Origin of the sequence: Peribacillus sp. NPDC094092 (assembly GCF_050279365.1) — a bacterium.
Classification (GTDB): Bacteria; Bacillota; Bacilli; order Bacillales; family DSM-1321; genus Peribacillus.
This window is the reverse complement of record NZ_JBNNUC010000009.1, coordinates 37359-53172: the sequence shown is the minus strand read 5'-3', so window position 1 is coordinate 53172 and position 15814 is coordinate 37359. Positions and strand designations below refer to the sequence as shown.

Genomic DNA, 15814 nt, shown 5'->3' with positions numbered 1-15814 from the left:
AAATATTTCACTTTAAGAAGGCTTCCCACGGTTTACTGTGGGAAGCCTTTTCATGCTCATTGTTATTTTATTTTCATGGTCACCATTTAATCGCTAGTTTTCACTTTCAATATGTGTCATCCTGAGGGTTCACTTCTTTAATCCTCCTGATGTTCCATAATCGTTAATCGTTAATTTTATATTGTAGTTGATCAGGGCTTCACTGAATGTTTGATCCCAATCCATTTTGACTTTCTTCCACACTTTGGGGTTCTCGATTCTCAATCGGTTTCCGAAGCCAGCAACGTCCACTTGGTATTCTTTTTGCATTTTTTCTACTGCATTCCTCACCAAGCGTTCCACTTCTTTTTCAGAGGATTTTTCTGCTTTTTTTAGGAATTCATTTTTAAAAGTGTTTCCTTGATCCACCCAAGTTTCAGAAAGCCTTCCCTCTGATTCAATGTTTACATCAAAAGAGATGTTGTTTCCATTAACTCGAGGGATAATATTGCTTTTCATCGACTCTATTTCATACACAATCAGCTGACCTGTTTCTTCATCAAAGCTTTTCACTACACCGCCTTTTCCCTTGCCCGTTATCCATGTGACTCCCTCCAGTTCTTCCTCATTCAAAAAACCAGTCATTTTGTGTGTCTTTCCATCGACCACGGCAGCTCCCGCAAATTTGACCTCCCCGTTCACTGATAGTACATTTTGCAACAGAAAACTAGAATCTGATTTGATCTTGCTTTCTATTTTAATAAGCGACATTGGAGGCAGAATCCTCGTCGTTCGATAGGCATTTTCCACAATGCCGACAAGGCGAAATGCTGGAATTTCACCTGCTGTCTTTGTTTCCAGTGTGTTGCTTGCTCTTCCTTTACTGATGAGCACAAGACAGCTTGGTCTAAAATCATTATCACGAAGATTAAGGTCAAGTAATTGTTCCAAACCATGTGATTTTGCAAGACTTTCACTGATAACAATCACTTTCATATGGTGAGCGGTTAAGGGTTGTTCACTTCTCAATGATAATTCACGAGTCATTTGAAGGACGGAATCTCCTGTTTGGGAAATATTAATATAAGCTTTTTTTTGTGGTCCGGCTTGTTTCGTTGTTGAACTTGCTACTTGTGGAGTGATAACTTGATAGGTTGAAGTTATCAGGTCTTTTCTCAAATATCCTTCCCCTTGTTCATTTAACTTTTTCTCAATGTAGGTCTTCTTACCTGAATCAAATGCCAAACCTATTCCTAAACTTTGCTCTTCAATTTCATGGCTGCTCCAACATCCTGTAAGAAATAAGAGCAAAAGAATGGAAAGGGAAACGAAGAGAGGCCGGATATTTTTATGTTTTTGTTTCATATTTTCCTCCCTTTACTCTTGAGATAATAAGCAGGAGAAGGGGAAGCAAACCAAATAAGAACAGTGCGACATTGCCGACGAAATCTCCAAGTTTAAAGAGGTCATTGATATTCTTCGGAACCATTGCAATGATGTAGAGAATTGGAAGCAGCCCAAACATAAACGGGTGAATGCTCTTTTTTGAAAGTTGAGCCAGCCCTAAAGAAGCTGCATAAAATGTTATGGTGAATGTGGAAAAGATTTGCATGATCCATACAACGAGCAATAAAGATTCAAACCGCTCAAAGATCAAACCGGCGACTTCAAAACTTCGAATAAGATCAAGTGTCGGCCATGTTCTCGTGACCACTCCATCAATTGATAATGCCCCGATAACCAATACGACCGTTATCACGTAAAAAATCAATGGAATGGAAACTCCAACAATAACCGCTTTTACTGCTTTTTTTGGCTTATTCATAAACGGAAGAAGCAGTAACATGATTTCAGCCCCTGTAAAAGCGAGAGCCGTAGTTTTTACACCTTTAAGTACAGGGATAACTCCTTCTCCTAATACCGGACGAAGATTATCGATTTCAAATATTTTAAAGCTCATAAAGGTAACAACCAAAAAAAGGATAACTGTCAAAGGCAATATAATTTCAAAAAGACGGGCAATCGGGTTAATGCCGCCGATGATCAGATAGAGACCAACCCACATGAACATCATGATAATTGCCCAGGTAGGCGTACCTTCAAGAAGTAAAAACCTTATAACCTCCGCCATTGAACGGATCTGAAAACCGGAAGTCGTAAGGAAATAAAAGATTATAACTAAACTGAGTAACCCGCCCACCCATTTTCCAACAATATCATTGATGTATTGATAAAAGGTTTTTTCGGGAAACTGCTGGCTTAATTTGACCATGATCACTCCCGCGATTATCGCAATGACTCCGCCTAAAATAACGCTTATCCATACATCTGGTGTATGTACCTTTTCGGTAGATGATCTGGGTAGGGTGAGTAATCCTGTACCGAGTATAAAGTTGATGATAATGACAGCTGCCTGAGGAGTTGTAATTTTGTCTTTCGGACTGAGAATCATTCATTAACCACCCTTTCACCGATAGGTTATCCTTTACGCACGGGGTTTTTTGTATGCATCATCTTTGGACGGCGCTTCATCATCATAAGTGGCATGCGAACCATCAGGTCTTTCCACTCACTTAAGCGATAAGGAACGGCTGGACTCAAGAAAGGCACACCAAAGCTTTTTAATTTTACTAAATGGCTGCTCATTAAAAGAAAAAAGAGAATGACCCCGTACAATCCAAATGTGGCAGCACACAGCATGGAGGGAAACCGAAGAATCCGTAATGTAAACCCAGCACTATATTGTGGAATGGAAAATGATGAAATGGCGGTTAACGCTACTACAATGACCAAAACAGGGCTAACGATGCCTGCCTGTACAGCAGCTTCCCCTATGATTAAACCGCCGACAATTCCCATTGCGGGGCCGATTGGCTTAGGCAATCGCAGTCCTGCTTCCCTCAAAATCTCGATGGAAATTTCCATGAACAATGCTTCGATAAGTGCCGGAAACGGCACCCCGGACCTGGTTCCTATAATGGAGATGGCCAGTTTGGTCGGAATCAGCCCTGAATGAAATGAGATAAAAGCTATATACAAAGACGGTGTAAAAAGGGCAAGAATAGCTGCGAGGTAACGAAGAATCCGTATGAATGTGCCAGGAATCCACCTCTCATAATAATCTTCCGGTGATTGCAACATCATGCTTAAGGTAACCGGAACGATCAAGGCGAATGGCGTCCCATCCAATAATATGGCCACTCGACCTTCCATCAAAGCTGCCATCACACGATCGGGACGCTCAGTATTTTGGACCTGCGGAAAAGGGCTAAGGTAATTATCCTCGATAAGCTGCTCTACATAACCTGATTCCGGCACATTATCAAGATCGATTTTCTTAATTCGGTTTTCTACCTCTTGAACTAATTCGGGATCAACAATATCTTTTATGTAAGCGACGACCAAGTCTTTTTTTGAACGCTTTCCTACTTGGAATTTGACTAAGGATAAATTTTCGATTTCACCGCTGCCCCTTAAAAAAGAGGTATTATCACTCAAAGACTCAGTGAAACCGACCCGGGGACCTCTGACTAACGCCTCTGATACCGGCTCTTCAATCGTCCTTGTTTTAAGTTTTGTAGTTCCAAGAATCAACGCATCCATTGATCCATCAATTATAAGAGCGGTGGAACCTCTCAGTACTTTGGATGCTAACTCTTTAATGGAACGTACTGCTTCTATTTCACTGATGGATAACACTTCATTTTTTATAAATTCTTTTGAAATGCTTCCTTTAAGGTAGGGAAGGTCCCGATTATATTCTTCCGAAAAGTCAACCATCAATGAAGGCATAATATGCTTATCAATGAGGTCTTTATCCGATAGTCCATCAGCAAAAATGATGACTGCCCGAACGCCGGTACGCCCTAGATTAAATTCCCGAAAATGCACATCCCAATTATGGCCGATTTCTTGCTTAACACATTCGAGATTAGTATTAAAATGATCTGTAAACTGACATGTCGCATCTTGGGAGGTAGTTGCTTCTTGTTTGTCTCTATCGGTACTTTTTCCTTTTCTTTTTTTACCAAAATTCCACTCTTTCATCATCATCACTCATCCTTTGAGGTACGAAGCCAACTAAACAATTTGCTGATAACATACGGAATAACGAACGTAATAAAAGCTTGTATAAAAACCTGCCATTCTGGAAGGTAGGAAACAATCGTTTTCCACATTTTCATCCCCCTATACTTGTCTCAGATATAGCAGCTAAAAACCTGTAAAATTCCTTTATTTCTCAAATAGTATGAATATATTCTCGATTTCTTATGCAATGAAGTTAAAAGCCATTTGCCGTTTTACCTCACTTTATACTTTGTATTAGTTATGTAGAAAAAGTGATTTTGAATTTGGCGGGGAGGGAAGGGAAGGGGGATAAAATGATTCGGGACGTTTCCGAATGATTATAGTGGGATTTAATGAACATGAAGCGTGAACAATTGATCGAGATGGATCTGTGAAATTTTTTAAAGTAAAAAAGAGGGTGTTTTTTTATCAGTGCTTTTATTGGGTATTTTAATTAATGATTTTCATGATTGGCTTTTCCTCTTTGAAATGGAGAAGACTTATGTTCAATATTTGAAATGTAATTTTAGAAATATAAATATCAAATTGAAATGATGTTCAAAATCATATATACTGAAAATTGAGAATTATTGGTAAATATTAGCTAAACTTTGGGAAATATTCAGATGTATCATTACCCGGAACGGAATGAGAGGATTATCTTTCGTTTAGGGAAAAAAAGTTCCTAAGTTATTGAAGTGGCATTTTAAAGGGGTGGAAAATGATGAATAGATGGACAAGCTGCACACTTAGTTCAATTCTGGCACTTTCCTTACTAGCACCGTCCGTGTCTTTCGCTAATGAAAAACCAAATCAGGAAACTGCAGTGAGTAAGGAAACTGCCAGCCAGTATCCCATGTTAAAGAATGCAAAAAAACCTGAAGAAGCGGGCTTTTCGTCTGAAAAGCTGGAAAAGGTGGATCAGCTTATTGAAATGGAAGTGGCTGCCGGTTTCCCTGGTGCTGCCCTGATTGTCATAAAGGACGGAAAAATCGTTAAAAATGAAAGCTATGGGTACAAACAGAAATATAATGAACATACACCTCTTAAGAAGTTTCGGAAAATGGAAAATGAAACGTTATTTGACCTTGCTTCAAACACGAAGATGTATGCAACCAATTTTGCCATTCAGAAGTTGGTCAGTGAAGGAAAGCTAAATATCCAGGCAAGAGTCCAACAATACATTCCTGAATTCAAAGACACTAAGGAGGATGTGATCAAAGGAAAGGACAATTTGAGGATTATTGATGTTCTCCATCATACGGCAGGGTTTAGACCTGATCCGCAATATCATAATCCAAAGGTTTCGAAAGAACTCTACTCCCAGGAACGGGATAAAACCATCGAGTTCATTTCCAAGACACCGCTCACATATGAACCCGGAACACAGAATGTATACAGTGATGTCGATTATATGCTGCTTGGCTCCATTGTTGAAGAAATAACGGGTAAGCGACTTGACACCTATGTTGAAAATGAATTGTACAAGCCGCTTGGTTTGAAAAATACAAAGTTCAATCCACTTCAAAAGGGCTCTAAGCCAATGGATTTTGCTGCAACTGAATTGCTTGGTAACACCCGGGACGGCGTGATAGATTTCCCAAACATTCGCACATATACACTTCAAGGGGAAGTACATGATGAAAAAGCCTTTTATTCGATGGGAGGCGTTTCAGGGCATGCAGGTCTTTTCTCCAATACGAAGGATATGGCCGTCCTCTTGCAGGTGATGCTGAATGGCGGGGGATACGGTAAACATATGTTGTTCGATCAAGAAACCATCGATCAATTCGTCGCACCTTCCGCGATGAATCCTACATATGGACTTGGATGGAGAAGAAATGGCGATGCTAGCATGGAGTGGATGTTCAGCCCTTATGCGAGTGACAGTGCCTACGGTCATACTGGATGGACTGGGACGGTCACGATCATTGATCCTGAGATGGATTTAGGGATTGTGCTACTTACTAATAAAAAGCACTCTCCGCTCGTTAACCCTGTTGCCAATTCCAATCAGTTTTTTGGCGACCTCTTCCAAACAGGAAGCTATGGCAGTGTTGTGACTGCGATTTATGAAGCATTGGAAACGAATGAATGATATCTCCATAATGTCAAAGGCCTCCGATTAAAGTCGGGAGGCCTTTATTCTTGTTATATGAATGTCTCGATTTCTTTTAGTTTTATACAGAGTTTGGGCAAGGATCAGATTTTTGTATGCCCCTTCTTGAAGGGGCACCTTGTTCGATCCATTAAAACATTCGTCATCCTGGATACAAAATGCCCTGTCTTATTATTTTAAAAAAACTTAAAGGATTGCTTTTGAAGCTTGGAGAATAGATTTTCCCTAAGGTCCGTTTCAATGTTTATTCCAAGTTTATGTCCCTAGTAAGAAACGATGAAGTTTAATAGAGTACCTAATAAGCAGGTGGCAAGAAGCACAACGCAAGCCATTATTATGTAGTTGTTGGTTGGCAATGAATCAATCCGGTTCACCCATATAGGGAAACAGGGAGAGGCCATCACTGCATGTGATAGCCTTTATTATTATTTCACTAAACTTTTTAAAACATTATCAATGACTTGTTCATTAGCGATTGCATCAGTGTATAACCAGCTTTCATCAGCAGAAAACTCATGAACATTTCCGGATTTCACAGCTGGTATTCTTTTCCATAATGATTCGTTCAAGGCTTTAGAGCCAGTGGATTCATCACTATTGATCAAGAAAAGGCGATCGGCGTCCAATTCCACTAACTTCTCCAATGAAATGGCACTGCTCAAAACGAGTTAACGATTTTGGAATTTCGTTTAACAAGAATCGTTTTAGCCATTTTAGTTGGTATGGGAATCGCCATTTCAGGGGCCATACTACAAGGCATCTCCCAAAATCCCCTGGCTGACCCTGGTATTCTGGGCATCAACGCTGGAGCAGGGTTTACAGTTGTACTATATATGTTCTTCTTCCAAGGCACTGCATTTTTCAAGGGATGGTCATCGGTATTCATCATGCCTTTCACTGCTTTAGTGGGTTCATTCCTTGCCGCGTTTTTAATTTATGCACTATCTTGGAAAAAAGGACGGGTGACGCCTGCGAGACTATTATTGGTGGGCATAGGAATCAATGCAGCATTCGGTGCGGGCCTGGTCATCTTCCAGATGAAAATGAAACCGAACAATTTCATGAAGGCATTAATCTGGTTATCCGGGACGATCTGGGGGACGAATTGGACTTTTGTATGGGCATTATTACCGTGGTTAACCGTATTGATACCTTTAGCGATTTATAAATCAAAAGTATTGGATGTTTTGCGCTAGGGTGACTCGATTGCCATTGGGGTTGGAGTACAGCTAGAAAAGGAACGCAGGCGTTTATTGCTGATTTCTGTCGCGTTGGCGGGAGCATGCGTTTCGGTCGGCGGAGGCATTACGTTTTTAGGCCTGATTGCACCGCATATAGCCAGGAGATTAGTGGGGGCGAGACATGCAAAACTACTGCCACTGACTGCAATCCTAGGTTCCTTATTGCTGTTATCTGCCGATACTTTAGGAAGAGTCATCATGGCCCCAATGGAATTGCCGGTGGGGATTATCGTTTCGATTTTAGGAGCGCCGTATTTTATCTACTTGCTCTTGAAAAACATTTAGAATACATAAAGTTTCAGAAAAAAAAGCCCATATTCAATGACATTAATGAGAATGGGCTTTTTTGCATTCACGGAATTTCAAAGAATGCTGCTGAGAGCTGTAGGGTAAAAAGCAGCGGAGGCGTGATGAATCATCCCCTAAAAGATTAATTTTAAAAAAATATATTGACTGAATAGCTTGTATCCGCTTACAATAATATTTAGTTATTAGTGTATTTAGAAAATTGTAAAAGAGGTACCTGCATGACAAAGGAATTCGACAGAAGAATCGGGCGCCATGCAATCATGTACGCGTTTGCGGACGAAAAGGAAGAAGTCATATTGACGAATGATCTAAAGCGGATGGGTTGGCTTTATGGAAAAGGTAAAGTCGGTTCAATGGAGCTGCAGAAAATAGTTGCGGCCATTGAAACATCAGCGAAAAGACTTGGATTAGTCAATCCCGATATGTATCGTGAAATGCATGCGCTGTATCATGCGATCATCGAAGCACTCCAAGGAGTGACGCGCGGCCAGGTCGAGCTTGGCGGTCTTTTGAGGACTGCGGGCCTTCGGTTTGCAATCGTTCGGGGCAGGCCGTTTGAAAACGGGGACGAAGGTGAATGGATTGCTGTCGCCGTGTATGGAACGATTGGAGCACCGGTTCGGGGATTTGAACATGAAGCCGTTGGCTTGGGAATTAACCACATTTAAATAATTAAAAGCCTATAGTTATTTTAGTGAAATAGGGGGCTGTATTGAAAGACTGGATAAGTCTGTCAATATGGCCTCCTTTTGTGTGTTTAAAAAAAGAATAGGGGTGCAGGAAATGATAATGTTAACGGGTCAAACTTTAACGATTGAAGAAGCGAAAAAAGTATTGTATGGAGAGGCATTTGTTTCGGCTTCTGCCGAAAGTGTTAAGAAAGTCGAAAAAAGCCGGGAAGCGGTTGAAAATATCGTGAAACAAAAGAAAGTCGTCTATGGCATCACAACAGGTTTTGGAAAGTTCAGCGATGTTTTGATTGATGCTGAGGACGCAGAGCAGCTACAGTGGAATTTGATTCATTCCCATGCGTGCGGAGTCGGGGAACCATTTCCAGAGGTAGTTTCGAGAGCTATGGTCCTTCTCCGTGCCAATGCGCTATTAAAAGGGTTTTCAGGCGTTCGTCCTGTCGTCATAGAACGTTTGATCGATCTATTGAATGCTCATATCCACCCGGTCATCCCTCAGCAAGGTTCTCTTGGAGCAAGTGGGGACCTGGCGCCGCTTTCCCATTTAGCGCTAGTATTGATGGGAGAAGGGGAAGTGTTTTATAAAGGAGAGCGAATGGAGGCCATTGTAGCTTTATCGAAGGAAGGCATTCTTCCAGTGACACTTAAAGCAAAAGAAGGTCTTGCATTAATTAACGGAACTCAGGCCATGACGGGGATGGGACTAGTAAATTACATTGAAGCTGAACAGCTGGCCCATCAAACCGAAGCAATTGCTTCACTGACTTTAGAGGGATTACGCGGCATTGAAGATGCCTTTGATCCTGATGTTCATCTAGCACGCGGTTACCGCCAGCAAACAGAGGTCGCGGAACGGATCCTTCGCATGATCAGCGGCAGCCAGCTTATCACCAAGCAAGGAGAACTGCGGGTACAGGATGCTTATTCGCTCCGGTGCATCCCGCAAGTGCATGGTGCATCATGGCAAACTCTTGATTATGTAAAAGAGAAATTGGAGATCGAAATGAATGCTGCGACGGATAATCCGCTTATTTTTGACGATGGGGAAAAGGTTATCTCAGGGGGTAACTTCCATGGCCAGCCGATTGCATTTGCGATGGACTTCATGAAAATCGCCGTTGCCGAGCTTGCGAACATTTCAGAGCGCCGCATTGAGCGACTCGTCAATCCTCAGCTGAATGATTTACCGCCATTCTTAAGTCCGTCGCCTGGCTTGCAGTCGGGAGCGATGATCATGCAATATTGTGCAGCTTCACTCGTCTCTGAGAATAAAACACTCGCACATCCTGCAAGTGTTGATTCCATTCCATCTTCAGCGAACCAGGAAGATCATGTAAGCATGGGAACGATTGGGTCCCGACACGCACATCAAATCATTCAAAACGTTCGCCGCGTTTTGGCGATTGAGCTCATTTGTGCCTTACAAGCGGTGGAATACCGTGGAATAGAAAAGATGGCTCCGTTTACAAAAGAGTTTTATACGGAAGCAAGAAAGCTCATTCCAAGCATTACACAAGATCGTATCTTTTCAAAAGATATCGAAGCTACGGCAAGCTGGTTACATCAAATCGATTGGAATTCATTTATTAATAGGAGTTTGCCTACAACATAATATGTAGTGCGGAATATCCGAATGAACGTTAGGCTTATAGCCCTTTGATTTGGGTTTTAAGCCTAACATCGTTATGTAAATGCAACATAGATCCCAAAAATCCAAAAAGGTCCCGGCATTGGAGATGACCTTGAAATAGTAATAAATGCAGGAAATGACCATTGATGGAATGATCGGCTTTATTTATTCGTGCTAGATGAAAATGCATTTTTGGAGGGGAATCTAACTTGGAAAATCGGCAATTGCAACCACCTGTCATAAATGAACAAAACCAGCCATCAAATACTTTACAAAGGAAGCTAAAAGCGCGCCACCTTACGATGATTTCGCTGGGCGGTGCAATTGGAACAGGACTGTTTCTCGGAAGCGGGCCGGCCATTCACTCTGCAGGTCCTGGTGGTGCTTTGGTCGCTTATGCCGTAATAGGTATAATGGTTTATTTTATTATGACAAGCCTCGGGGAACTGGCATCATTTATGCCGGTCAGCGGAGCTTTCAGTACCTATGCTACACGTTTCATTGACCCGGCATTAGGATTTGCGCTTGGGTGGAACTATTGGTTCACTTGGGCGATGACCCTTGCCGCTGAACTATCTGCCGCAACGATGGTAATGAAATTTTGGTTTCCTGACAGCTCGTCTTTTTTATGGAGTTCTTTGTTTTTAGTTTTGATCTTCTTATTGAATTACGTATCTGTTAAAGGGTATGGCGAAGGGGAATATTGGTTTTCCCTCATTAAAGTTGCGACCATCATCATTTTTATCGTTGTCGGAATATTGATGATATTTGGGATTATGAACGGAGAAGCGATTGGTTTTAAGAACTTTACAGTTGGTGACGCTCCGTTTGCCGGTGGTTTTTTGGCAACATTGGGTATCTTCATTGCTGCTGGCTTTTCTTTTCAAGGTACGGAAATAGTCGGTGTTGCAGCGGGTGAAAGTGAAGACCCGGCAAAAAATGTACCTCGTGCAGTTCGCAGCATTTTTTGGAGAATCTTCCTCTTTTACATCCTGGCCATAGTTGTTATTGGATTGATCGTTCCCTATACGAATAGCAATCTGCAGGGACACACGATCATGGTTAGTCCGTTTACGATGGTGTTTGAAAAAGTGGGACTGGCATTTGCCGCTTCCGTGATGAATGCCATCATTTTGACAGCCGTATTATCCGCTGGTAATTCAAGTCTTTACGTGACAAGCCGAATGTTGTACTCAATGGCAAAAGAGGGACTGGCACCGCGTATTTTCGGGAAGCTTAACAAGCGCGGCGTTCCCATTTGGGGACTGGTTGTCACTTCACTTGTAGGGATGTTGGCCTTTTTTGCTTCCATTTTCGGTGATGGAGTTATTTATGTTTGGCTCATGAATGCGGTTGGAGTCACTGGATTTATATTTTGGCTGGGTATAGCTGCAAGCCATTACCGGTTTAGAAAGGCTTACATTGCCCAAGGGCATTCACTGGATGATCTCCCCTATAAATCTAAATGGTTTCCCTTTGGACCTATATTTTCCTTTGCCCTTTGCTTTTTCGTTTTATTGGCGCAAAACTATCAGGCCTTCATTGGCGATGAAATTAACTGGGCAAGTGTAATCGCTGCCTATCTGGGCATCCCGTTCTTTCTGATAATGTGGCTTGGTTATAAGTTCATTAAGAAAACCAAAGTAATTCCGCTAGAGGAATGCCAAATCGATTTTGATGAACATAGGAATGCCAAATAGTATGTATGGATAATATGAATCAGCCTTGAAATGAAATTGTTGTTTCAAGGCTTTTTCTGTATATGAGACACATTTCCATGTGTGTCTGCATTAAAATATAACCTATAAAAAAATAGGATTTTGCCAGATTTGGCCCCGCTTGAATTTACCCGTTATTCATGGCTGAAAAACACTTTTTCCGTTTTTTGGAACATTTTCAGTTTAAAAAAAATGAAAAAAATTTGTGGCGGATGATGGGCGTTTATGATTATAGGAAGCCAAAGTGTTGGTATATCAGGGTTTTTAGAGTCTTTCGGAACCTTTAAAATCGGTGGCGAAAATGGACTTTTTAGGCAAGAATTCCGCCCCACATCATTTGAACTTATATTCATTCTTTGTTAAGGTAATGAAGTACTTTAGGGATACAGGTTCATTCCGTGAGATGGGAATGAACAAAACTCTAAAATAAAAAACCATTATATTTCAGTTGATATATGCTGTGCCTGTTAGTTTCCTCAGTTGTATTGCACCTCTTTTCCCTGCAAAGCTCAAATTAGACACATTGGGAATCCCATGCTCATATTTCTATGCGTTTTGGTGTTATACTGCACTGCAAGTATCATTCCACCTGGTTAAGGAAATGAAGTACTTTAGAGGGGAGTCGTAAGTCCACCAACCGGACAAAACTCTAAGTGGAAATCGTTTATTACAGTTGGTATGTTGTGCCTGCTAGTTTCCTCAGTTGTGATTGCACCTCTTTTTTTCCTACTTGAAATGTTCAATTTATCACACATAATATAATCCAAGTAAAGAACTGCTTCTTGGAAATAATAAATATAGATTATTTTTCTATGCACGTTATGCCCTGTGCCACTGATGAGTGTCACTTCCGCTTTTTTGAAGAAAAAGTATTGGGGTAGAATTTCGGTTATTTCAAGATACTTGTGCATTAATAATCATCACTCGCATAAAACGGGGGAATTCAGCAAAACTGAATATCATATGGGCAACTATTAGAATGAGGTGACTTGATGAAGCCGAATGTAGAAGTCAGAAATGTCTCGAAAATTTTTGGCAAATCTCCAAAAGCAGCAACAGATTTATTGAAGCAAGGCAAAACGAAAAAAGAAATCTTGAAAGAAACGGGACAAACAGTCGGAGTGAATAATGTTAATTTCGAGATTTATCCCGGCGAGATTTTTGTCATCATGGGCCTATCAGGAAGCGGGAAATCCACTTTGATCCGCATGTTCAATCGTTTGATCGATCCCACTTTGGGTGAAATCTTAATTGATGATGAAGATATCGTGAAGATGAACGCGGCCCGCTTAAGGGAAGTCAGGCAAAAGAAAATAAGCATGGTATTTCAGAACTTTGCTTTATTTCCGCATAAAACGATATTGGAAAACGCTGAATTCGGGCTCGAAATTCAAAAAGTGGATCCAGCAAAACGTCATGAAAATGCGATGAAGGCTCTTGAGGCAGTTGGATTGAAAGGCTACGAAAATCAGCTGCCATCACAACTTAGCGGCGGTATGCAGCAAAGGGTTGGGTTAGCCCGGGCACTCGCAAGTGATACGGATATCTTATTGATGGATGAAGCCTTCAGTGCCCTTGATCCATTGATTCGTAAGGATATGCAGGATGAACTGATTCAAATCCAAGATCAGTACAAAAAAACGATCATATTCATTACCCATGATCTTGATGAAGCATTAAGAATCGGGGATAGAATTGCCCTCATGAAAGATGGAAGTGTAATTCAATTGGGAACCCCTGAACAAATCATGATGAATCCAGCCAATGAATTCGTCGAGAAGTTTGTGGAAGATGTTGATCTATCGAAAGTATTGACAGCGTCTCATGTGATGATACGCCCAGAGAAGATCGCGGTGGACAGAGGTCCGAGGGTTGCTTTGGAAATCATGCGTAAACAAGGGTATTCCAGCATTTTTGTTGTGGATAGAAAGCAGAAGCTATTGGGAGCCGTGACTGCTGAACAGGCTCGTCAGGCAATGAGCAATAACCAATCGATCTCAGAAGTGATGACGACTGATATCCCAACTGTTAAAGAGGATGAACTACTAGGAAACCTCATGGATGTGATGGCGACTTCAAGCTTGCCAATCTCAGTCATCGATGATCAGAACAGAATTAAAGGAATCCTTCTTCGCGGTGCCGTTATCGGTGCTTTGGCCGGCAATAAAGATTCCTTGAATGAAATGGAGAGTGAATAATTCAATGAATATGCCGAAAATCCCACTAGGAGCATGGGTCGATTCTTTGGTGGATTGGATAACAATTGTATTTGCTGGATTATTTACATTTATAACGAATATAATCGAGGGTCTATTGAATATCCTTGTCGATGTATTGAGTGCAGGGCCTTCGCTTGTGTTAATCATCGTGCTGACCCTTCTGGTAGCCTATACAAGCAAATGGCCATTAGGAGTATTTGCATTCATCAGCTTACTATTGATCGATAATCTGGGGTATTGGGAATCAAGCATCCAAACACTGGCAATCGTAATATTGTCAGGAGCTTTAACGATCGTGATCGGGATACCGATCGGAATATGGTGTGCACAAAATAAAACCGTGCGCAATATCGTCACCCCGATCTTGGATTTCATGCAAACGATGCCTGCATTCGTTTATTTGATTCCTTCGATATTATTCTTTGGAATAGGGGTAGTGCCTGGGATCATTGCATCATTCATTTTCGCTATCGCACCGACAATCCGAATGACCAATCTTGGGATTCAGGAAGTGCCTAATGATTTGATCGAGGCATCGGATGCTTTTGGTTCCACCAGCAGCCAAAAGTTATTCAAGGTACAAATACCATTGGCTACTCCAACGATCATGGCAGGAGTAAACCAAAGCATCATGCTCGCACTGTCAATGGTTGTTACAGCCTCATTGGTTGGAGCACCCGGACTTGGGGCGGATGTCTACAGGGCTGTCAGCCAAATTAATGTTGGGCAAGGATTTGAAGCAGGATTATCCATCGTAATCATTGCAATCATATTAGATCGTATCACGCAAAACCTTCGTAAACCAGCTTACGAAAATATCGTTAGCAGGAAAATCATCTTTACAATATTGGCTTTACTTGTTGTGGGTACTGCACTATTCGGTGCTTTTACAAAAGAAAAAGCTGTGAACGGGGATGAAAACAGTCTTGCTGCCAAGGCCAATTATGAAATCATCGGAATTGAACCTGGAGCAGGAATAATGAAGTTGACTAAAACGGCTATGGAAGATTATAAGCTGGATGATTGGAAGTTGGTTGAAGGGTCATCGGCAGCGATGGTTGCAGAATTGAAAAAAGCAATTGATAAAAAAGAACCAATCGTCGTTACGGGATGGTCACCGCATTGGATGTTCTCGAAATATGACTTGAAATATCTCGAAGATCCGAATGAAACCTTCGGCAAGGCTGAAAATATTAATTCGATTGCCAGAAAAGGGCTCGAACAAGATGCCCCCGGCGCTTATAAAATTCTTGATCAATTCTTCTGGGATACGAAAGATATGGAAGATGTAATGGTCAAAGTCACTGAAGGCATGTCTCCTTCAGAAGCAGCAGAAAAATGGATAAAGGAAAATCAGGACAAAGTATCCGAATGGACCAAAGGTGCTGAATCAGGAAATGGTGAAAAAATCAAACTGGTTTATGTTGCCTGGGACACGGAAATCGCCAGTACGAATGTGATTGGCAAGGTACTGGAGCAGAATGGCTATGATGTAACATTGAGTCAGGTCGAAGTGGGGCCAATGTTTGCTGGAGTTGCAAACGGAAGTGCGGACGCAATGGTAGCTGCATGGCTTCCGGGAACACATCTTGAATACTATAATAAGTATAAAGATGAAATGGTTGACCTTGGACCAAACTTAAAAGGAACAAAGCTTGGTCTGGTCGTACCGGATTACGTCGATATTGATTCGATTGAAGACTTGAAATAAGAAACGCGGGAGTATTATATTATCCCCTACTGGGAGACTGAGGAAAAAGAGAGCATGATTAAATGTTCTCAACAGTTTACCTGGGAGGGGATTTTTCTATGGGAAAAAAGGGGCAAAGAATTAATGAGAGA

Annotated in this window: 10 protein-coding genes and 1 pseudogene; 7 read left to right on the top strand and 4 right to left on the bottom strand. The window is 41.5% G+C overall.

Annotation, left to right across the window (positions count from 1 at the left end; translation table 11 throughout):
* Window positions 1-129 precede the first annotated feature (129 nt).
* Genes ACQKNS_RS25425 through ACQKNS_RS25415 form a run of 3 tightly spaced genes read right to left on the bottom strand, consistent with a single transcriptional unit; the run spans window position 130 to window position 4029 of the window.
* Window positions 130-1344, bottom strand: coding sequence for a Ger(x)C family spore germination protein (locus ACQKNS_RS25425; protein WP_427646007.1), 1215 nt, complete (start codon window positions 1342-1344; stop codon window positions 130-132).
* Window positions 1328-2431, bottom strand: a complete 1104-nt coding sequence (locus tag ACQKNS_RS25420; RefSeq protein WP_427646006.1) for a spore germination protein — start codon at window positions 2429-2431, stop codon at window positions 1328-1330. The genes ACQKNS_RS25425 and ACQKNS_RS25420 overlap by 17 nt, the downstream gene beginning before the upstream one ends.
* A gap of 26 nt (window positions 2432-2457) precedes the next feature.
* Window positions 2458-4029 carry a spore germination protein gene (locus ACQKNS_RS25415; protein WP_427646005.1) on the bottom strand — a complete coding sequence of 524 codons (1572 nt, stop codon included), beginning with the start codon at window positions 4027-4029 and terminating at the stop codon, window positions 2458-2460.
* Between the two features lie 742 nt (window positions 4030-4771).
* Here ACQKNS_RS25415 and pbp4b point away from each other — a divergent pair.
* The gene (gene pbp4b, locus ACQKNS_RS25410; RefSeq protein WP_427646039.1) at window positions 4772-6145 is read left to right on the top strand and encodes a penicillin binding protein PBP4B; all 1374 of its coding nucleotides are present in this window, start codon (window positions 4772-4774) and stop codon (window positions 6143-6145) included.
* A gap of 446 nt (window positions 6146-6591) precedes the next feature.
* Here pbp4b and ACQKNS_RS25405 read toward each other — a convergent pair whose 3' ends face one another.
* Window positions 6592-6810, bottom strand: a complete 219-nt coding sequence (locus ACQKNS_RS25405) for a hypothetical protein (RefSeq protein WP_427646004.1) — start codon at window positions 6808-6810, stop codon at window positions 6592-6594.
* 6 nt (window positions 6811-6816) lie between these two features.
* Between ACQKNS_RS25405 and ACQKNS_RS25400 the strand changes: the two are divergent.
* The 6 genes and pseudogenes from ACQKNS_RS25400 to ACQKNS_RS25375 all read left to right on the top strand — a co-directional run.
* Window positions 6817-7692, top strand: a pseudogene (locus tag ACQKNS_RS25400) (FecCD family ABC transporter permease); the annotation flags it as partial.
* 242 nt (window positions 7693-7934) lie between these two features.
* Window positions 7935-8384 (top strand): hut operon transcriptional regulator HutP, encoded by a 450-nt coding sequence (gene hutP, locus ACQKNS_RS25395; protein WP_427646003.1) that lies wholly within the window; start codon window positions 7935-7937, stop codon window positions 8382-8384.
* 115 nt (window positions 8385-8499) lie between these two features.
* Window positions 8500-10017 carry a histidine ammonia-lyase gene (gene hutH / locus ACQKNS_RS25390; RefSeq protein ID WP_427646002.1) on the top strand — a complete coding sequence of 506 codons (1518 nt, stop codon included), beginning with the start codon at window positions 8500-8502 and terminating at the stop codon, window positions 10015-10017.
* A gap of 320 nt (window positions 10018-10337) precedes the next feature.
* Window positions 10338-11735: an amino acid permease gene (locus tag ACQKNS_RS25385; RefSeq protein ID WP_427646038.1), complete on the top strand. Its 1398-nt coding sequence runs from the start codon at window positions 10338-10340 to the stop codon at window positions 11733-11735.
* Between the two features lie 1010 nt (window positions 11736-12745).
* Complete coding sequence (locus ACQKNS_RS25380) at window positions 12746-13951, top strand: quaternary amine ABC transporter ATP-binding protein (protein ID WP_427646001.1); 1206 nt, start codon at window positions 12746-12748, stop codon at window positions 13949-13951.
* A gap of 4 nt (window positions 13952-13955) precedes the next feature.
* Entirely contained in the window at window positions 13956-15683 is a 1728-nt protein-coding gene (locus tag ACQKNS_RS25375) for a glycine betaine ABC transporter substrate-binding protein (protein WP_427646000.1), read from the top strand.
* Window positions 15684-15814: the final 131 nt, after the last annotated feature.